This window comes from Kocuria sp. KH4 (assembly GCF_053711175.1).
Window position 1 is genome coordinate 45,031 of the sequence record NZ_JBSJYX010000020.1, and the last position, 17,552, is coordinate 62,582.

Consider the following 17,552-nt stretch of genomic DNA (forward strand, 5'->3'; position numbering starts at 1 on the left):
CTTTATCAGCACACTTCCCATCGGGCGGAGGGCGGATTAGGGTGGCCCTACCGGGGTGCGGCGGGGCGGACCAGTGCTCCCCCACCACCGGGCCACTGCAATCCATGACGGAGGCCACATCGTGTTCTTTCATCAGCAGAAACTCCAGTACAACGCCACGCCCGAGGCGCCGGACGCGGTCTACGCGCGCAAGCTGCAGGAGGTGATCGGCGGACAGTACGGCGAGATCACCGTGGCGATGCAATACAGCTTCCAGGCCTGGAACGCCCACATCCCCGGCAAGTACCGGGATCTGCTCTTCGGCACGGCCGCCGAGGAGTTCGGCCACATCGAGATGCTCGCCACTATGGTCGCCCAGCTCCTGGAGAAGGCCCCGCTGGGCATCACCGAGGAGGCCGTGCAGGGCGACCCGGCGGTCGCGGCGGTCATCGGCGGCACCGACCTGCAGCACGCCATCGTCGCCGGGGCCGGGGCGCGGCCGGTGGACTCCATGGGCAACCCCTGGTCCGGCTCCTACGTCACCGCCTCCGGGAACCTGCTGGCCGACATGTCCTCCAACGTCAACGCCGAGATGCAGGGCCGCGTCCAGGTGGCCCGGCTCTACCACATGACCGACGACAAGGGCATCCGCGACATGCTGTCCTTCCTGCTGGCCCGCGACACCATGCACCAGAACCAGTGGATGGCCGCGGTCAAGGAGCTGCAGGCGGACGGGCTGGAGCAGATGCCGGTGCCGTCGAACTTCCCGCAGGCCAAGGAGGCCACCGAGTTCTCCTACGACTACTACAACTTCTCCGACGGGGCCGCCGCCGCCGAGGGCTCCTGGGCCTCCGGGCCCACCCCGGACGGCAACGGGCAGTTCGGGTACAAGGACCAGCCCATGGCCGGGGTGCCGATGCCGCCCCCCACGCACCCCGACGCCCGGTTCTACGGGACCACGGAGGTGCCCAACCGGGTGGAGAAGATCGCCGGCACGATCCAGGACAAGCTCAACCGGGAGTAGCTCCCGCGGCAGCACTCCCGCCCACCGCCACCGGGGGCCGGGGACGGCACCTCCGTCCCCGGCCCCCGGCCGTGCCGGCGGCGCGGTCCCGCCGCCCGGTCCGGGACCGGTCAGTGGGCGCCCACGGCGCGGGCGTGCCGGACCGCGGCCTCGGCGCCCTGCGTCCAGCGCTCGCCGTGGCCGGGCAGCACCGTCCCCGCCCCGGTGGCGGCCACGGCGTCGAGGGACTCCAGGGCCACGGCCGTGTCCGCGGTAGCGGCCGCCGCGACGATCTGCGGGCCCCGCCGGCCGGTGTAGGGGTCCAGGGTCACGAGCGCGTCCCCGCTGAGCACGGCACCGCGCTCGGGCAGGTCCAGGATGCAGTGCCCGTCCGTGTGGCCGGGGGTGTGCACCACGACGGGCCGGCCCGGCACCGCCAGCGCGGTCCCGGTCTCCAAGGGGGCGAGCTCCCGCACGCCCTTGACGGCCAGTGCCCCCGCGGCGGCCATGCGGCCCAGCAGCGGCAGCGACCGCGGGTGGCCGAACGGGTAGAGGAAGCGGTTGCGCTCCGGGCGGTACCGGTAGGGGTGGGCCGCCAGCCGCGCGTCGGCCGGGTGGCCGAGCACCGGCACCCCCCACTCCTCCTGCGCGCGGCGGGCGAAGCCGACGTGGTCGAAGTGGGCGTGCGTGAGGACGAGCGCGCGCACCTCGTCGGGACGCCGGCCCCGGTCCTCCAGGGCCGCCAGGAGCATGGGCCACATGCTGGGCAGCCCGGCGTCCACGAGGGTGACGCCGTCGTCGTCCTCGACGAGGTAGCAGTTGACATGGGCATGGGTGATGCGGTGGATGCCGTCGGCCACGTGCGGGGTGAACATGGGTCTCCTCACTCGATCAGTGTGCTGATCGTACCGCTCCGCCGTCGGCGGGCGGGAGGGCGCCCGGAGGGACCGGCGCAGGGACTGGGCCGCGGCAGGGCCCCGTCCCGGGTGCCCCCCGGTCCCGCAGCCGCCGGCGCAGGGCGGCCCGGGAGTGCCCCGCGGTGCGCAGCCGCGAGCCGGCGTAGGGCACGCCGCCGCGCCACCGGGCGCCCAGGGCGGCCCACACGCACACCGAGCGCTCGAGCACCCACGCCGGGGCCCACAGCACGGTGCTCGCCGGGTAGACCCGCCGGCCCCCCGCGCGCCGCCGGCCGGCCTCGGCCACCGCGCAGACCAGCACGCCCAGCCCGGCCAGGCGCAGCGGGCGGCGGGCGGACCAGAGCAGCACGGGCAGCCACGACAGCTCGAGGGCCAGCCGCCCCGGCTGCGCGAAGTCGTCGTAGGCCTGCCGCACGCGCTGCCCGGCGAAGTGCGCGGCGCTGGGCGGGAGGCGGCCCACGAGCACGTCCAGGGCCCGGACCTCCCGCCCGCCCGCGGCCGTGACGGTGCGGATGAGCTCCAGGTTCTCGAACAGCACGTCGCCGTCGTAGCCCCCAGCGCCGAGCAGGGCGGAGCGGCGCACGGCCAGCGTCCCGGGGTAGTCGCCGCCCAGGGCGCGGTTGAGCAGGGTGCGGCCGGTATCCCAGCGGGCGTGCCACGGGAGGCCCAGGAAGTAGTTCTGCGGCCGGACCAGCTCCGCCTCCGCCAGCAGCCCGACCACGGCGGCCAGGGCGTCGCGGGTGTAGCGCACGTCGTCGTCGGCCAGGACGACGCGCTCCTCGGCCGCGCGCCGCACCCCGGTCATCACGCCGGCCACCTTGCCGTTGGCCCCGGGCCACGGGTCCGGGCGCAGCAGGCGCACGGCGCCGGGCAGGGCGCGCCGGTGGGCCTGGAAGAGCTCCTCCGCGGAGCCGTCGACGACGGTGACGGGCAGCCACCGGACGACCTCGGCCAGGTATGCGGCGAGACCGGGCAGGTCCGCGTCGTCGGTCCACTTCAGCGGCAGGACGTAGTGGGCGTCCTCCAGCGGTGCGGCGGGGCGGGGCGGGGCGACCATGAGCACGTCCTCCGGGGCGCGTAGCTGTCGAGGGGCTCGCTGCTGAACCGGTTCGCATGGTGCCGCTGCGCCGTCCGGCAGGACAAGCGCCCGTGCGGAAACCGGACAGACCGCCGGCGCCCCGGGACCCGTCGCCCCGGCGCCCTCACTCCCCGAGCGCCTCCAGCACCACCTCGGCCACGGCGCGGCTGGACTGCGGGTTCTGGCCCGTGACCAGGTTGGCGTCGCGGACCACGTGGCTGGACCAGGCGGGCCCGGTCGCCACGACGGCGCCCTTCTCGCGCAGCACGGTCTCCAGGAACCAGGGGGTGTTCTCGCCGGTGCCCCCGCCGAGCTCCTCCTCGTTGGTGAAGGCGGTCAGGCGCCGGCCGGAGAACAGGAACGTGCCGTCGTCCTGGGCGCTGAGCAGACCGGCGGGGCCGTGGCAGAACGGGGCGATGAGCCGCCCGGCCCGGTCGGCGGAGGCCAGGATCCGGCCCAGCGACGGGTCGTGCACGAGGTCGGCCATGGGCCCGTGCCCGCCGGGCAGCACGAACGCGTCGTAGTCGGCCGGGTCGACCTCGGACAGGACGAGGGGCGCGGAGAGCTCCGCGTCGATCCGCTCGAGGTGGGCGCGGAACGCGTCGGCCTGCTCCTGGCCCCCGGCCGCCCCGGGGGCGAGGCTGGCCCGGTCGACGGTGGGCCGGCGCCCGCCCGGGGTGGCGATCTCGACGGTGTGCCCGGCCTCGCGCAGCACCTGGTGCGCGACGACGAGCTCCTCGGCCCAGAAGCCGGTGGGGTGCACGGTGCCGTCGCGCATGATGAGGGCGTCGGCGGCCGAGACGATCAGCAGAACACGAGCCATGGTGGGTTGCTCCTCGGGTGCGGTGTTGGTGCGGTGCGGTGCGGTGCCGTCGCGGCGGGCCGGGCCGGGTCAGCCGGCGGCGGTGAGCTCCTCGTAGGTCGCGTCGTCGAGGCGGACGCCGGCGGCGCCCATGTTCTCCTCGAGGTGCTCGACGGAGGCGGTGCCCGGGATGGGCATCATCACCGGGGAGCGGCGCAGCAGCCAGGCGAGCGCGACCTGGGAGGTGGTCGCGCCGAGCCGCTCGGCGGCCGCGGCGACCGGCCCGCCCGGGCGGGCGAGCTCCCCGGCCGAGATCGGCGCCCAGGGGATGAAGCCGATGCCGTGGGCGGCGGCGTGGTCCAGGACGTCCTGGGAGGAGCGGTCGGTGAGGTTGTAGCGGTTCTGCACGGTGGAGACGGTGAAGTGCTCCTGCGCCGACGTGAGCTGCTCGACCGTCACCTGCGACAGTCCGAGCGCCCGGACCTTGCCCTCCTGCTGGAGCTCGCGCAGGGTGGCGAACTGCTCCTCGGCGGGGACCTGCGGATCGATCCGGTGCAGCTGGAGCAGGTCGAGGGCGTCGACCCGCAGCTTGCGCAGGCTCAGCTCGGTCTGCTGGCGCAGGTACTCCGGGCGGCCCAGGGGGATCCACTGCCGGGGGCCGGTGCGGGCGAAGCCGACCTTGGTGGCGATCCGCAGGCCGGCGGGGTACGGGTGGAGGGCCTCGGCGATGAGCCGTTCGCTGACGTCGGGGCCGTAGGCGTCGGCCGTGTCGATGAAGTCGACGCCCAGCTCCACGGCGCGGCGGAGCACGCGCACGGCGTGGTCGCGGTCGGCGGGCTCCCCCCACACGCCCTCGCCGACGATGCGCATGGCCCCGAAGCCGAGGCGGTGCACCGTCCCGAGGTCCTGGAGGTCGATGGTGGCGGGCACTGCGGTGGTGCCGGTGTTCTCCGTCATGCGTGCCGCAACGGCCCCGCCCGGCCGCTTATTCCGCCGGAGCGGCGGGTCCGCCGCGGGCGCGCCGCTATCCTGGGCCCACGCCGTCTGTTCCGAGGAGGACCCGTGATGCAGCAGGACGACCCGCGCACGATCGTGATCACCGGTGCCAGCGACGGCATCGGCGCCGCCGCCGCGCGGCGGCTCTCCGCCGACGGGCACGAGGTGGTGGTCGTCGGCCGCTCGGCCGGGAAGACCGCCGCGGTGGCCCGTCCGCTCGGGGCCCGGCACTTCAGCGCCGACTTCGCGCGGCTGGCCGACGTGCGCCGCCTGGCCGCCGAGCTGCGGGAGGCCGTGCCGCGGATCGACGTGCTGGTCAACAACGCGGGCGGGATCTTCGACCGCCGGGAGCTCACCGAGGACGGGCACGAGATGACGTGGCAGGTCAACCACCTGGCACCGTTCCTGCTGACCCAGCTGCTGCTGGACGGGCTGCTGGTGGGCGGGGCGGCGGTGGTGAACACCTCGAGCGTGGCCGCCCGGCTGGGCCGGTTCCGCCCGGAGGACCTCGGCGACGAGCGGCGGTGGTCCCCGCAGCGGGCCTACGGGGACACCAAGCTCGCCAACATCCTCTTCGCCCGCGCGCTCGCCCGCCGCCACGGCGAGCAGGAGCTGGCCGCGGCGGCGTTCCACCCCGGGGGCGTGGCGACCAACTTCGCCTCGTCGACCAGCACTCCCCTGCGCTTCCTCTACGGCACCCGGCTGGGCCGCCGGCTGATGATCAGCCCCGAGCGTGGCGCGGAGACCCTGGTGTGGCTGGCCGAGGGCACCCCCGGGCAGGACTGGCACTCCGGGGGCTACTACGAGAAGAAGCGGCCGGCCCGCACGAACCCGCGAGCGCACGACGACGCGCTCGCCGAGGCCCTCTGGGTGCGCAGCGCCGAGCTGGTCGGCCTCAGCCCGGGTCCCTCGGCCCGCTGAGCACCAGGGCGTCGACCTTCGCCCACAGCTGCTTCAGGGTCCCGTCGTTGCGGACGGTGGCGCTGATCCAGTGCGGGTCGATGCCCGCCTCGGAGGGGTGGGGGTCCCCCGGCGCGGTGCTGCCCGGGCGGACCACGTGCACCACGCGGCCGCCGGCGCGGGTGATCGCGGCGGCCTCGACGTCGAAGCGCACGTCGGTGAACACGACCCGCCCGCCCAGCCGGCGGGCGGTCTCCAGGCCCCGGTCGGCCCAGACGGTCGGTCCGAAGACGGCCTTGCCGGCCTCGTTGCCGACCTTCTGCAGCAGGGTGCGGATCTCGCGGTGGACGGGGTCGTGGGTCTCGTCCTTGAGCCGGTCCCAGTCCCCGCCGGCCTCGGCGAGGACCGTGGTGAGGCGCAGTGGCTGCCCGTCCCGGGTGCCCACGAGCGGGTCCAGGTGGGTCAGGAACAGCCGCAGCGGATCGGCGAAGGCCACCCGGGAGTAGCCGTGGGCGGTCACGAGGCGGTCCCCGCAGCTGTCCTTGCCCGCCTGCTTGCGCCCGTGCAGGCCGATCAGCTGGGGTCCGGCGTCGTCGTGCGCGGCCATGGCGGTCCTCCTCCGGTGCGGGCGGGAGCTGTCCCTAGCCTAGGGAGCGGCGGGGGCGCCGCACCAGGGCGCCGTTCCACACAAATTGCACTATGCTTGCCAGAGTGCAATATGTAACGGACGGCAGGCGGGGCCCATGAGCGACGACGCGCGGGAGCGGCGGATGCGCCGCACCCGGGGGGCGCTGATCACCGGCGCCCGCCGGCTCACGGCCGCCCACGGCCTGGGCGGCTTCACCGTGGAGCAGCTGTGCGCGGAGGTCGGGATCTCCCGCCGGACGTTCTTCAACTACTTTGCCTCCAAGGACGACGCCGTGCTGGGCACCCCGGCGCGGGACCCGCTGGAGGCCTTCGGGGAGCAGTTCGTGGCCGGCGGCCGCGACCCGCACGGCCCGGGCCTGCTGGAGGCGCTCCAGGAGCTCGTCGTCCGGTCCTTCGCGCTGCTGGAGGGCCCGCACGACCGGGCGCTGATGCTCGAGGTGCTGCGGCGGGAGCCCGTGCTGCTGCAGCGGCTCACGGAGTCGATGGAGCGCCACGTCGCCCAGCTCGCGGCGCTGATCGCCCGCCGGCAGGGCTGCGCGGCCGGCGACCCGTTCCCCGGGGTGGCGGCGGCCGCCGTCTCGCACCTGGCCGGGCACACCGTGCACGAGCTCCTCGAGGGGCGTCCCGGCGGACCGGACCCGGAGCAGCCCCCGCCGCCGGCGGAGTTCGCCGACCGGCTGGCGCGCAACGTCCGCCTGGCCGGGGTCCTCTTCTGCCCGCCCGCCGCCGTGCCCGCGGCGGCGGAGGACCCGGGGGCCGCCTCCCCGGCCGCCTCCCCCATCACCGCACCCACCGCAGACCCGTCCTCGGACACCGAAGGAAGCCCATGACCACCACCCCGCCCGCGGTCGCGCCGGACGCTCCGCTGCTGGTGCTGACCCAGCGACGCATCTGGATCATCTTCTCCGCCCTCATCGCCGGGATGATGCTCGCCAGCCTGGACCAGACGATCGTCTCCACCGCCATGCCGACCATCGTGGGCGAGCTGGGCGGCGTGGAGCACCAGGCCTGGATCACCACGGCCTACCTGCTGGCCACCACCATCGTCATGCCCGTCTACGGCAAGTTCGGCGACGTCCTGGGGCGGCGGAACCTGTTCCTGGTCGCCATCGCCCTGTTCACCCTCGCCTCCGTCGGCTGCGCCGTGGCCACCGGGTTCTGGCAGTTCGTCACCTTCCGCGCCCTCCAGGGCCTGGGCGGCGGCGGGCTGATGATCCTCTCCCAGGCGATCATCGCCGACATCGTGCCGGCCTCCGAGCGCGGCAAGTACATGGGCCCGCTCGGCGGCATCTTCGGGCTCTCCGCCGTGGCGGGGCCGCTGCTCGGCGGCTACTTCGTGGACCACCTGAGCTGGCAGTGGGCCTTCTACATCAACATCCCGATCGGGATCGCGGCCTTCGCGATCGCCTGGTTCACCCTCACCCTGCCGCACAAGCGCGCGACCCGCAGGATCGACGTCAGCGGCGTCCTGCTGCTGTCCGCGGCGACGACCTGCCTGATCTTCTTCACCGAGTTCGGCGGGGACGCCGCGCACGGGTGGAGCGCGCCCGGCACCTGGGCCTGGGCCGGCGGCATGCTCGTGGCCGCGGGGCTGTTCGTGTGGAACGAGACCCGGGCCGAGGACCCGATCATCCCCCTGGGGCTGTTCCGCAACCCGGTGTTCGTCAACGCCACCGCCATCGGCCTGACCCTGGGCCTGGGCATGTTCGCCGCGATCGCGTTCGTCCCGACGTTCCTGCAGATGTCCTCGGGCACCTCGGCCGCGGAGTCGGGCCTGCTCATGGTCCCCATGATGGTGGGGCTGATGGGCACCTCGATCTGGTCCGGGCTGCGGATCTCCCGCACGGGCCGGTACAAGGCCTACCCGCCGGCGGGCACGCTCGTCACCGCCTCGGCCATGCTGGCCATGACCACGCTGACGGCCGCCACGCCGATCTGGCTGATCTGCGTGTTCCTGTTCGTGTTCGGCGCCGGCCTGGGCCTGATCATGCAGGTCGTCGTCCTGGTGGTGCAGAACGCTGTGGACCCCTCGCTGGTCGGCACGGCCACGAGCACCAACAACTACTTCCGCGAGGTCGGTGCGGCCCTCGGCGTGGCGATCTTCGGGGCGATCTTCACCACCAACCTCTCCGAGCAGCTCACGGCGGTCTTCACCGGCGCCGGCGCCTCCGCGGAGCAGGCCGGGCAGGCCACCGCGACCCTGGACCCGCGGACGCTGGCGCAGCTGCCCGAGCCCGTCCGCGAGGGCGTCGTCGCCGCGTACGCCGACTCCCTCGCCCCGGTGTTCTGGTACCTGATCCCGTTCATGCTCGTGGCCTTCCTCCTGGCCGTGCTCCTCCGGCAGATCCCCCTGTCGGACACCGCGGGCATGGTCGCCCGCGGGGAGGCGATCGGCGGGGAGGAGGCCCGGGCCCACGAACGGGCCGTGCGCTCGGCCGCCACCGCGCCCCCGGCCCGCCACGGGGACGCGCCGCAGAACTGACCGAAAGGCTATTCGCATCCGCGAACGACTCCGCTAGGTTGGGCGCGGGCGGCCCGTGCCCGCGGCCGCCCGGACCGATGCACCCCCCTCGGAAGGACCAGTCATGATCTCAGTCGACGGCGCGTTCGACGCCTTCTTCAACCCCAACGTCACGGCGATCCTGGGCATGTTCCTCGACTTCTTCCGCGCGGTGCTGGGCGTGGGCTGAGCCCCGCCGCGCACGGCACCGACTCGGCGCCGCCGGATTCCTCCGGCGGCGCCGAGCGCGTGTCCGGGCACCGGGTACCCCGACGGGGGCGGGGCCGCCGGGCCGGCCGGCCCCGCGTCGGGTGGGACGGCGGCACCGGGTGCCGTGCCCACGGTGGGCCGCACCGAGCGGGGCCACGACCGCCGGCGCCGCGCCGCCCCGGACCGCGCCTACCGGGGCCGCCGGGCCACGCTGCGCACGGCGAGCGTGGTGCACACCAGATAGGTGAGGGTGGCCGCCAGCACGACCAGCAGCGAGGCCGACCACGTGTGGGTGCACTCGTGCACGAACCCGAGGGCGGCCGGCGCCAGGGCGCCGAAGCCGTAGCCGACGCCCTGCACCACCGCCGAGATCCGCCCGGCCGAGGGGCCGTCGTGGGCCAGGCGCATGATCGCGACGAAGATCACCGTGATCCCCCCGCCCTGGGCCACGCCGCCGACGGCCGTCCAGGCCCACCACTGCTCCGGGACCAGCAGCAGGCCCACCGGCAGGAACAGCCAGGCCGCCCCCACGGCACCGGCCACGGCCGCCGTGCCGGCGCGGCGCGCCGCCAGCGGGACCCCGAGCGCGCCGGCGATCGCGAAGACGTGGAAGAAGGAGGACGCCGCCCCGGCCTCCACCGGGGACATCCCCACGTCGTCCACCAGCAGGGTCGGCAGCCAGGCCGTGACGCCGTAGAAAGCGAACGCCTGGCCGGAGAACCCCGCCGCGAGCCCGGCGGTGGCCCAGCGTCCGCTCGCGCGCCCGGCCGGCCGCGGCGCGGCGCGGGCCTGGGGCTGCGGCACGAGCGCCCGCCGCCGCCCCACGGCCGGCAGCCAGACGAGCAGCGCGAGGACCACGGCGAGGGCCGAGGACGCCAGCCCCGTCCGCCACCCCGTCGCCGCGGCGACCGGGGCGGTGAGCAGCGCCGCGAGGGTGGACCCGATGTTCAGGGCCGCGGTGTAGATGCCGGTGGCCGCGGCCTGCCGGTGCACCGGGAAGTCCCGACGGATGATCAGGGGCACGGCGATGTTGCCCACCGTGATGGCCACACCGATCAGCACCGTGCCCAGCAGCGTCGCGGTGGCGTCCCCGACCGAGCGCACCACCGTGCCGGCCAGCACGCCCAGCAGCGTCAGGGTGACGGCGAACTCCACCCCGACGCGGCGGATCGCCAATGAAGCCAGCGGGGAGGCCAGCGCGAAGCAGAGCACCGGGATGCTCGTGAGCAGCCCGGCCTGGGCGGCGGAGAGCCCCAGGCCCGCCCGCAGCTCCCCGAGGACCGGGCCGAGGGCGACGATGGGGCTGCGCAGCGTCAGGGCCAGCAGGCCGATGCAGACCATCAGCAGCCAGGCCCGCGGAGCGGCCCCCCGGTGGCCTCGGTCGGCGGGCGGCTCGGCACGGTGCATGGTCACGACTTTCGGCAGGGAGGCGGTGGGAGGGGGCGGCGGGCGCGGACGCACCCCGCTCGGGAGATCGGGCCGGCCCCGGTCCATCATCGCCCACCCGGACCCGGACCGCGCACCGGGCCCGTCCGGGACGGCTTTCCGGGGTCGGCCGGGACTGCTACCGTCGGCCCAGCACCCACCGGCGCCGGGTCCGGCCCGACGCCGGACGGGGACGCCCCGTCCCACCCGTCGTTCCCACCTGTCGTTCCCACCTCGCGGAGGATCCCGTGCCCGACCACCACACCATCGGCGGCGCGGGCGGCGTCGGCGCCCGCGCGGTGGTGATCCGCGGGGGCGCCGCGCTGCGCACCGAGCGGCGCACCGTCGTCGACGAGTCGGATCGCACCGTCACCGTCGACGACGGCACCCGCTTCTCCCGGGCCACCGGGCTCGTGTGGAGCCCCCCGAGCCTGGACACGGCCGACCTGGAGACCGCCCCCGCACGCCTGGTGACCGAAGGACATCCGGACTTCGAGGCGCTGTGGGCCGACGCCGGGCTGAGCGCGTTCACCGACACCGACCACACGGCCTACGTCGAGGGCCTGATCGCGGCCAACCGGCTCGCCCGCCGCGGGGACGTGCACGACCACTACGACGTCGCCGCGATCATCGACGAGCTGGCCGCCGTCCACCCCGACCTCGAGGCGGTCCCCGAGGACCTGTTCTGGGCCGTCGTCGACAAGCACACCCGCGACGAGGGCCGGGACCTCACCCCCTGATCGACCACCGCCGGGAGCAGGCGCCGTCTCGCTGGTCCTCGCGGACCGGGCCGATCCGGAACGGCCGGTGCGTCTGCTGGCAGCGGACGACCCCGGGCGCACATCCCGGAATCGGAAGGGGGCGCCTAGGATCGGGAGCACCACCGTCGAGGACAGGAGCGTCACCATGACCGCCCAGCAGCCCGAAGACCGCGGCGAGGCCTTCGCCGAGCAGCAGCAGGAGGACCTGCACGTCGTCGACGACGACGCGCTGACCGACTCGACCACCACCGACAACCGGCGCCTCGACGCCGATCCGGCCGAGAGCGGACCCGTCCCCACCGAGGACGTCCAGGCACGGACCGGGTCCCCCGCCGACGACCGGTGACCGCCGCGCCCGCGCGGACCGGAGCACCGCCGGCGCGGTGCGCGCCCACGAGCCCGATGCCAGGAGGCACCCGTGTCGCAGTCATCGTCCGCCCCGGACCGGGACGAGCCCGGAGGACGAGACCTGGACGATGAGATCCGGGCACTGATCGCCGGCTACCAGGAGCTGCACCAGCACGACGAGCGGGTGCGCCGCATCGGCCGGCGCACCTACACGGGCCGTCCCGCCGCCGGCGACGCGGGCGAGGACCGGATCCTCGAGGTCCGGGAGGAGGAGATCGCCCCGGCGCTGCAGCTCCAGGACCTGCGCGGGCTCTCCGCCGGGATGCTGCGCACGGAGGAGGACATGGCCGCCTACGCCGCCCGCTTCGCCCAGCGCAGCACGCCGCACGACCCGGCGGGCAAGGACCTCGACCGGCAGGCCCACGCGGTCGACGCCGCGGGCACGCACTGGCTCCTGATGGTCGGGCAGAACCGGGACCACGGCCTGGTGGCCTGCCGGTTCGTGCGCGAGAAGGGCATCCCGCACGCTCGCATCGTGTCCTTCACCGCCGCACGGCTGCCGCTGCCCGTCCTGGTGGTCGAACTGGACCCGCAGCAGCGGCCGTAGCGGCCCGGCGGGTCACGCGGAGCGGAACCGGCGCGTCGGCGGGGCCGGCCTCGCCCCGTGCGTGGGATGTCCCCGCAGGGAGGTCGCGCAGGCGACGCCCGCGGCGGTGCCCTTGCCGAGGGCGATCGGCACCAGCTGCAGGCCCGCGGTGACGTCCCCCGCCGCGTAGACCCCCTCGACGGTGGTGAGCTGGAAGCCGTTGACGACGATCCCGCCCTCGTGGTCGAGCTCGCAGCCCAGCTCGAGCGCGAGCTCGTGGGCCGGGTGGTGGGCGTAGGAGAAGAAGACCTTGTCCCCCTCCACCAGCTCCCCGCCGGCCAGCTGCACCCCCACCAGGGCCCCGGGCTCCCCGACCAGCGCCTCGGCCACCCCGTCCACGACCTCGGTCCCGTGGTCGGCCAGCGCCGCCCGCTGGTCCTCGCCGAAGCACGGATCGGCGGTGTCCGTGACGATCCGGACCGTGTCGGCCCAGTCGAGCAGCTCCGAGGCGTAGGCGGGGACCTGCTCGCCGGAGCCGAGCACGATCACCACCCGGTCCTGCGCCGTGGGCCCGTCGCAGGCCGGACAGTGGTGCACGTCCGTGCCGTAGTGGTCCTGGATGCCGGCGAGCTCCGGGAGCCGGTCACGGACCCCGGTGGCCAGCACGACGCGCAGCGCGGACACCTCCGCGCCGTCCACGACGGCACAGAACCGGCCGCTGTCCTCCTTCCGCAGGGAACGGACCGTTCCGTGGTGGAGCACCACGTCGGGGTACTGCGCCAGTCCGGCCCGCGCCTCGGCCAGCAGCTCCTGCGGGGTCGTCGGGTCCCGGCCCAGCAGGCCGTGGCCGCGGTCGGCGGGCAGGTTGCGCTGCTGCCCGGCGTCGACGACCAGGGTCGAGCGGCGGTAGCGGCCAAGCCAGGTGGCCGCCGACAGGCCGGCCGGCCCGCCGCCGACGACCAGCACGTCGACGGCGGAGGGCAGCCCGGGGGGGTTCTCAGGGGTCATGGTTCCTCTTTCCCGGCTCGCGACGGGCTCGGCGCCGCCCGTCCGGGTCCACCCTACGGAACCGTCCCGCGGTCGCCGGCATGCGCGTGCGGGATCGGGACAGCCCGGGGCCGGGCCGCCGGGGTGCGTCCGGGCCGGCTCAGCCGGCCGCGCCCCCGCCGGTCAGGCGCGGTGGCCGGGCCGGTGCCACTCGCGGGGCGCCACGAGCTCGAGGGCGGGTTCGAGGATCTCCACCTCACCGGCGGAGATCAGGGCGCCGGGGCTGTGCCCGTCGGCCTCGCAGCGCACCAGGACCACCATGCCCAGCTCGGCCGGCTCGTAGGGAGCGCACAGCACGGTCTCCCCGGCGCGCAGACCGAGGCCTGGGCGGTCGGCGAGCACCCGGCACCGCGACAGACCGGACAGGTCGACCACCGGGGTGAGCTCGACGACCACCCCGACCCCGATGCCCGGGGAGATCCGCGCGGGCTCGGCGTCGGAGGGCAGGAACGGCGCATCGGCAACACTCATCAGCTGGACCTCCAGATCGTCGAACGCACCGGGACGCACACCACGGGTCCCGGCGCCGGGCGGGGCGCTCGACGACGCTGTCCCCTCCAGGATAGAAGTCCGCGCGGCACACCGGAAGCAGGCTGTGGAACCTTTCACCCGATGTTCACCGGGCCGCCGGCGATCCTGCACCGCGTCCCCCTCGGCGCGTCCGCTTGTGCCCAGAAGTGGGGGCTGCCGCCGCGCCGGGCGCCCGCGTAGTCTCGGTGGTGTCGGCGAGCCGCTCGCACACCGTGGACGGAGTCCACGCGCAGCGGCCCGACGAGGCAGGCCGCGTCGGGGGGCGTGGGCCTGCCGGAACGCAGCGCCCTTCCAGCGGCGCGCGTCGCCCGTGGCGGCCCCGCCCTGCGGCCGGGCCGCCACGGAGCCGCCCGGCACAGCGCGGCGAGCCCGGATGCCGGTGAACGCCCAGCCGCGCCGGAGGCGCCGGCCAGGCGGGGATGCCACGATCGGCGTGCGCCGCAGATCGTGACGCACGCCACGCCCCAGGGAGGACCATGAGCGCCCCCGCACCGACCCCCGTTCCCGCCCGCCGCACCGGCTCCCGCCGGGCCGAGCTGCGCCGCACGGTCCGGCCCGCGCCGCCCGGCATCGGTGTCGGCACGGACCCGCAGATCCGGCCCGCCGCCCCGGCCACTCCTCTCTCGCGCTACCGGGTGCGCGCCGACCGGCCGGGGTTGAGCCTGCGCGCCGGTGAGACCGTGCTGTGCGCCGTCTACGAGCCGGCGTCCCTGGGCATGGTGGTCCTGGTGCGGTGCGAGTCCGACGGCCACGCCCCCGGCGCGCTGCTGCCGGTGCGCGAGCTCGAGCTGGTCGAGCACACCGGCACGCTCGCGGGCCCGGTCGCCTGGTCCGCCCCGGGGGTCCGCGGCTGAGCACCGCGCCGCCACCGGCGGTCGCCGACGCCGCGCCGGGGCGGCGGACGGCCAGGCCCCTGTCAGAGCCCGGCGATAGCCTCGGCACCATGAGGAACACCCCCACCTCTCCCCCGGACCTGCAGGGTCCGACCACCTCCACCCCCCGGTTCGAGACCGCCCGGCGCAACTTCCAGCTCGCCCGCTTCGAGCTCACCGCCGCGGCCCTGGACGAGCTGACGGTCCGGGTCCGGATCCGGTACCCGCAGGCCCGGGAGCTGCTGCTGCTCTGCGACGACGTCGAGGACGGCCTCTACCTGGCGGGCATCACCGACGGCACCGGCACGGCCCTCACCCCGAGCGGGCCGCTGCTCGACGACCGTGCCACCGCCCAGATGATCGGCAACCTGCGCGGGGCCTACCTCGCGCTGCTGCCCGGTGTCGTCCACGAACCGGCCGAGCAGTCCTTCCGGGTGCGCCTGGCCCCGCGCCCCACCGGTCTCGCCGGCTGAGGCCCGGGCCGGCGCGGCCCGCACGAGCGCCCCGGCGCCTCGGCCCGCTCAGGCCCCCGCCCGCTGACCCCGCTCCCGGCCGGGGGCCACCGCGGGACCGGGTGGCGGGGCGGCCGGCCGGTGGCGCACGGCCGGGACGACGGCGAGGACGCCGACGAGGCCGGCGACCACGAAGGCCGGGACGGGCGAGCCGGACCCCAGCAGGAGCCCCAGGAGGACCGAGCCGACCGCCTGGCCGACGGCCAGGGCGATGAACAGCGCCGCCGTGCCCGCGGAGGCGCGCCCCGGCAGCACGCGGGCGGCCCAGAGGATGAGCACGCCGCTCAGGGCGATGTAGTCGGCCCCGAACACGGCCACGGCGACGTACGCGGCCGGGGCGGTCCCGGGCGCCACCCCCAGGACGACGGTCGAGCCGGCCATGGCGGCGACGGTCAGGCACCAGGCCGTGCGCAGACTCCAGGCCTGCACGATCCTTCCCGCGGTCGCGCCCAGTGCGCCGGCGGCTCCCAGGACCAGCCACGCGCCGATCGAGTAGTGCTCCTCGCCCGGACGGGCCGCGGCCAGGACGGTGCGCCCGAAGGTCCAGACCGCGGCGCTCGAGGCGCCGGCCAGCGCGGCCGCGGCCACGGGGGCGGCCAGGGGCGCCAGGTCCCGGGCGCGCCACCGTGCCGGTGGCTGTGGAGCCCGGACCCGGTGGCCGGAGCGGTCGGCCCGGAGCGTGGCCACGGTGGCGAGGAGCACCAGGGCGGCCACGGCCGCCCAGGCCAGGCGCCACTGCTCGACCGTGAGGAGCAGGAGGACGCCCGCGGCGACGATGCCCACCCCGGTGCCGGCGTTGACGACCGTCTGCGCGCCCTCCCGGCGCGCCGGGGGGAGGTTGCGCTCGATGAGCGTGACCAGGCCCGGGGAGGCGAAGCCCGCGCCCGCGCCCGCCAGCACCACGCTTCCCGCGAGGACGACCGCGGTGGGGGCGAGCGCCACTCCCGCCGAGCCCAGCGCGGCCGCCTCCCCGGCGCACACCACGACCAGCCGCGGGCGGGCGGCCAGGCGCGAGGCCAGGACCGCGGCGAGGCAGAAGGAGAGGAAGCTGCCGGCCTGGACGAGCCCGGAGACGGCCGACCCCATCGGGAAGGCCTCCGTGAACCGCGGCAGGAAGAGCCCGTAGCCGAAGCGCGCCAACCCGTAGGTCGCCGCGATCAGCGCCGTTCCACTGAGCACCAGAGCTCGCATCGCATCTCCTGGTCACCTCGATACCAGAACGATCGTTACACTACACCATAACGACCGTTCTGGAAGGTGGTCCCTACACTGGAGGGGTGACCACCGATCGGAGACCTCCCGCGCGCGACCGGCTGCTCCGGGCGGCCGACCGGGTGCTGTTCGACCGCGGCATCCGGGCCACGCCCGTCGACGAGCTGCTGCGCGAGGCGGAGGTCTCCGCGGCCACCCTCTACGCGCACTTCGGCAGCAAGGACGCCTTGGTCGCCGAGGCCCTGCGGATCCGGCTGGCGGACTGGCGGGCCGTCTGGGACCAGCACGTCGTGGCGGCCGGGGACGACACGGCGCGGCTGCTGGCGGTGTTCGACGCGCTGGCCGCCTACCGGGGCGGGCGGCACCGGCCGGCACGCTGGTGCGCCTTCCTGGCCGCGGCGACCGAGCTCCCGGACGCCACCGACGAGATCGCCGAGGTCCTGGGCGCCGACACCGCCCTGCTGGCCGAGCGGCTCCTGCAGCTGTCCCGCCCCCTCGCCGGGGCGCGTGCCCAGGACCTGGCCGACGAGGTGCTGGTGGCCTACAGCGGCGCCCTGGCCGCCCTGCTGCGCGGCAGCCCCCGGGATCCCATCGAGGTCGGCCGCCGCCTGGCCCGTGAGGCGGCCGAGGCCCGCTCGCGCGGCTGATCCGTGCGGGCGCGGCCTCGGGTGCCGGACGGGACCGTCCGCGTTCGGCATCATGGGTCCATGAGCGCATCCCCGGCCCCCGTCCCCCGCACCGTCGAGCTGCTCCGGAGCTCCACCGGCCGCTACACCGCCCGCAACGCCGCGGGGGCCGAGGTCGCCTTCGGCCAGGGCGAGGACCTGCTGTCCCCCGTGGAGCTGCTCCTGGCCGCCCTCGCCGGGTGCTCGGCCGTCCCGGTGGACACCGCCACCACGCGCCGCGCCCAGCCCGCGCAGTTCCGGGTCGAGGCCTCGGGGCGGCAGGTCGTGGAGGACGGCGCGAACCGCCTGGAGGACCTGCGCCTGTCCTTCCACCTCGCGTTCCCCGACGACGCCGCCGGGCGCAAGGCCGCCGGCATGGTCGAGCGTCTCGTGCACCTCTCCCACGACAAGTACTGCACGGTCTCACGCACGGTGGAGCGCGGCACCCTCGTCCGCCACGACGTCAGCGTCGCCCTCACCGCCGAGGACGCCCCGTAGCCGGCCGGCGCGGCGGTCCCGCCCCGCCCCGGCCGGGAGAGCGGCGGGCTCGCGCTGAGCCG

Annotated in this window: 20 protein-coding genes; 11 read left to right on the top strand and 9 right to left on the bottom strand. The window is 75.7% G+C overall.

What is annotated here, in order from left to right; genetic code table 11:
• The first annotated feature begins 121 nt into the window (after positions 1-121).
• Positions 122-1,003, top strand: a complete 882-nt coding sequence (locus ACWCOM_RS13915) for a manganese catalase family protein (protein ID WP_454549338.1) — start codon at positions 122-124, stop codon at positions 1,001-1,003.
• A 110-nt stretch (positions 1,004-1,113) separates the two neighbouring features.
• Here ACWCOM_RS13915 and ACWCOM_RS13920 read toward each other — a convergent pair whose 3' ends face one another.
• The 4 genes from ACWCOM_RS13920 to ACWCOM_RS13935 all read right to left on the bottom strand — a co-directional run bounded on the left by ACWCOM_RS13920 (position 1,114) and on the right by ACWCOM_RS13935 (position 4,736).
• Positions 1,114-1,857: an MBL fold metallo-hydrolase gene (locus tag ACWCOM_RS13920; RefSeq protein ID WP_454549339.1), complete on the bottom strand. Its 744-nt coding sequence runs from the start codon at positions 1,855-1,857 to the stop codon at positions 1,114-1,116.
• Positions 1,858-1,873: 16 nt separating this feature from the next.
• The gene (locus ACWCOM_RS13925; RefSeq protein ID WP_454549340.1) at positions 1,874-2,956 is read right to left on the bottom strand and encodes a glycosyltransferase; all 1,083 of its coding nucleotides are present in this window, start codon (positions 2,954-2,956) and stop codon (positions 1,874-1,876) included.
• A gap of 145 nt (positions 2,957-3,101) precedes the next feature.
• Positions 3,102-3,800 (bottom strand): type 1 glutamine amidotransferase domain-containing protein, encoded by a 699-nt coding sequence (locus ACWCOM_RS13930; protein ID WP_454549341.1) that lies wholly within the window; start codon positions 3,798-3,800, stop codon positions 3,102-3,104.
• A 69-nt stretch (positions 3,801-3,869) separates the two neighbouring features.
• On the bottom strand, positions 3,870-4,736 hold the full coding sequence (locus ACWCOM_RS13935; protein ID WP_454549342.1) for an aldo/keto reductase: 867 nt from the start codon (positions 4,734-4,736) through the stop codon (positions 3,870-3,872).
• 108 nt (positions 4,737-4,844) lie between these two features.
• Between ACWCOM_RS13935 and ACWCOM_RS13940 the strand changes: the two genes are divergently transcribed.
• Positions 4,845-5,696 carry an SDR family NAD(P)-dependent oxidoreductase gene (locus tag ACWCOM_RS13940; protein WP_454549374.1) on the top strand — a complete coding sequence of 284 codons (852 nt, stop codon included), beginning with the start codon at positions 4,845-4,847 and terminating at the stop codon, positions 5,694-5,696.
• Here ACWCOM_RS13940 and ACWCOM_RS13945 read toward each other — a convergent pair.
• Positions 5,671-6,282, bottom strand: a complete 612-nt coding sequence (locus ACWCOM_RS13945; protein ID WP_454549343.1) for a deoxynucleotide monophosphate kinase family protein — start codon at positions 6,280-6,282, stop codon at positions 5,671-5,673. The genes ACWCOM_RS13940 and ACWCOM_RS13945 overlap by 26 nt on opposite strands.
• Positions 6,283-6,418: 136 nt before the next feature.
• Here ACWCOM_RS13945 and ACWCOM_RS13950 point away from each other — a divergent pair, with 136 nt between their 5' ends.
• Both ACWCOM_RS13950 and ACWCOM_RS13955 read left to right on the top strand, forming a co-directional pair.
• Positions 6,419-7,153 (top strand): TetR/AcrR family transcriptional regulator, encoded by a 735-nt coding sequence (locus ACWCOM_RS13950; protein WP_454549344.1) that lies wholly within the window; start codon positions 6,419-6,421, stop codon positions 7,151-7,153.
• The gene (locus ACWCOM_RS13955) at positions 7,150-8,805 is read left to right on the top strand and encodes an MDR family MFS transporter (RefSeq protein ID WP_454549345.1); all 1,656 of its coding nucleotides are present in this window, start codon (positions 7,150-7,152) and stop codon (positions 8,803-8,805) included. The genes ACWCOM_RS13950 and ACWCOM_RS13955 overlap by 4 nt, the downstream gene beginning before the upstream one ends.
• A 417-nt stretch (positions 8,806-9,222) precedes the next feature.
• On the opposite strand, the gene ACWCOM_RS13960 is transcribed toward ACWCOM_RS13955, so the two are convergent.
• Entirely contained in the window at positions 9,223-10,440 is a 1,218-nt protein-coding gene (locus tag ACWCOM_RS13960; protein ID WP_454549346.1) for an MFS transporter, read from the bottom strand.
• A 266-nt stretch (positions 10,441-10,706) separates the two neighbouring features.
• Between ACWCOM_RS13960 and ACWCOM_RS13965 the strand changes: the two genes are divergently transcribed.
• The 3 genes from ACWCOM_RS13965 (at position 10,707) to ACWCOM_RS13975 (ending at position 12,174) form a co-directional block, all read left to right on the top strand.
• The gene (locus tag ACWCOM_RS13965) at positions 10,707-11,198 is read left to right on the top strand and encodes a hypothetical protein (protein WP_454549347.1); all 492 of its coding nucleotides are present in this window, start codon (positions 10,707-10,709) and stop codon (positions 11,196-11,198) included.
• A 166-nt stretch (positions 11,199-11,364) separates the two neighbouring features.
• Positions 11,365-11,565 (top strand): hypothetical protein, encoded by a 201-nt coding sequence (locus ACWCOM_RS13970; protein ID WP_454549348.1) that lies wholly within the window; start codon positions 11,365-11,367, stop codon positions 11,563-11,565.
• A 72-nt stretch (positions 11,566-11,637) separates the two neighbouring features.
• A complete protein-coding gene (locus tag ACWCOM_RS13975) occupies positions 11,638-12,174 on the top strand; it encodes a hypothetical protein (RefSeq protein WP_454549349.1) in 537 nt (178 codons plus the stop codon).
• A gap of 12 nt (positions 12,175-12,186) precedes the next feature.
• Here ACWCOM_RS13975 and ACWCOM_RS13980 read toward each other — a convergent pair whose 3' ends face one another.
• Positions 12,187-13,161 (bottom strand): NAD(P)/FAD-dependent oxidoreductase, encoded by a 975-nt coding sequence (locus ACWCOM_RS13980; RefSeq protein ID WP_454549350.1) that lies wholly within the window; start codon positions 13,159-13,161, stop codon positions 12,187-12,189.
• A gap of 162 nt (positions 13,162-13,323) precedes the next feature.
• Entirely contained in the window at positions 13,324-13,671 is a 348-nt protein-coding gene (locus ACWCOM_RS13985) for a hypothetical protein (protein WP_454549351.1), read from the bottom strand.
• A 536-nt stretch (positions 13,672-14,207) separates the two neighbouring features.
• Here ACWCOM_RS13985 and ACWCOM_RS13990 point away from each other — a divergent pair.
• Both ACWCOM_RS13990 and ACWCOM_RS13995 read left to right on the top strand, forming a co-directional pair.
• Positions 14,208-14,585 (top strand): hypothetical protein, encoded by a 378-nt coding sequence (locus tag ACWCOM_RS13990; RefSeq protein WP_454549352.1) that lies wholly within the window; start codon positions 14,208-14,210, stop codon positions 14,583-14,585.
• Between the two features lie 89 nt (positions 14,586-14,674).
• On the top strand, positions 14,675-15,076 hold the full coding sequence (locus ACWCOM_RS13995) for a hypothetical protein (RefSeq protein WP_454549353.1): 402 nt from the start codon (positions 14,675-14,677) through the stop codon (positions 15,074-15,076).
• 48 nt (positions 15,077-15,124) lie between these two features.
• On the opposite strand, the gene ACWCOM_RS14000 is transcribed toward ACWCOM_RS13995, so the two are convergent.
• Entirely contained in the window at positions 15,125-16,306 is a 1,182-nt protein-coding gene (locus tag ACWCOM_RS14000; RefSeq protein WP_454549354.1) for an MFS transporter, read from the bottom strand.
• Between the two features lie 86 nt (positions 16,307-16,392).
• On the opposite strand from ACWCOM_RS14000, the gene ACWCOM_RS14005 reads away from it, so the two are divergent.
• Complete coding sequence (locus ACWCOM_RS14005) at positions 16,393-16,974, top strand: TetR/AcrR family transcriptional regulator (protein ID WP_454549355.1); 582 nt, start codon at positions 16,393-16,395, stop codon at positions 16,972-16,974.
• 60 nt (positions 16,975-17,034) lie between these two features.
• Entirely contained in the window at positions 17,035-17,490 is a 456-nt protein-coding gene (locus ACWCOM_RS14010) for an OsmC family protein (protein WP_454549356.1), read from the top strand.
• Positions 17,491-17,552 lie beyond the last annotated feature (62 nt).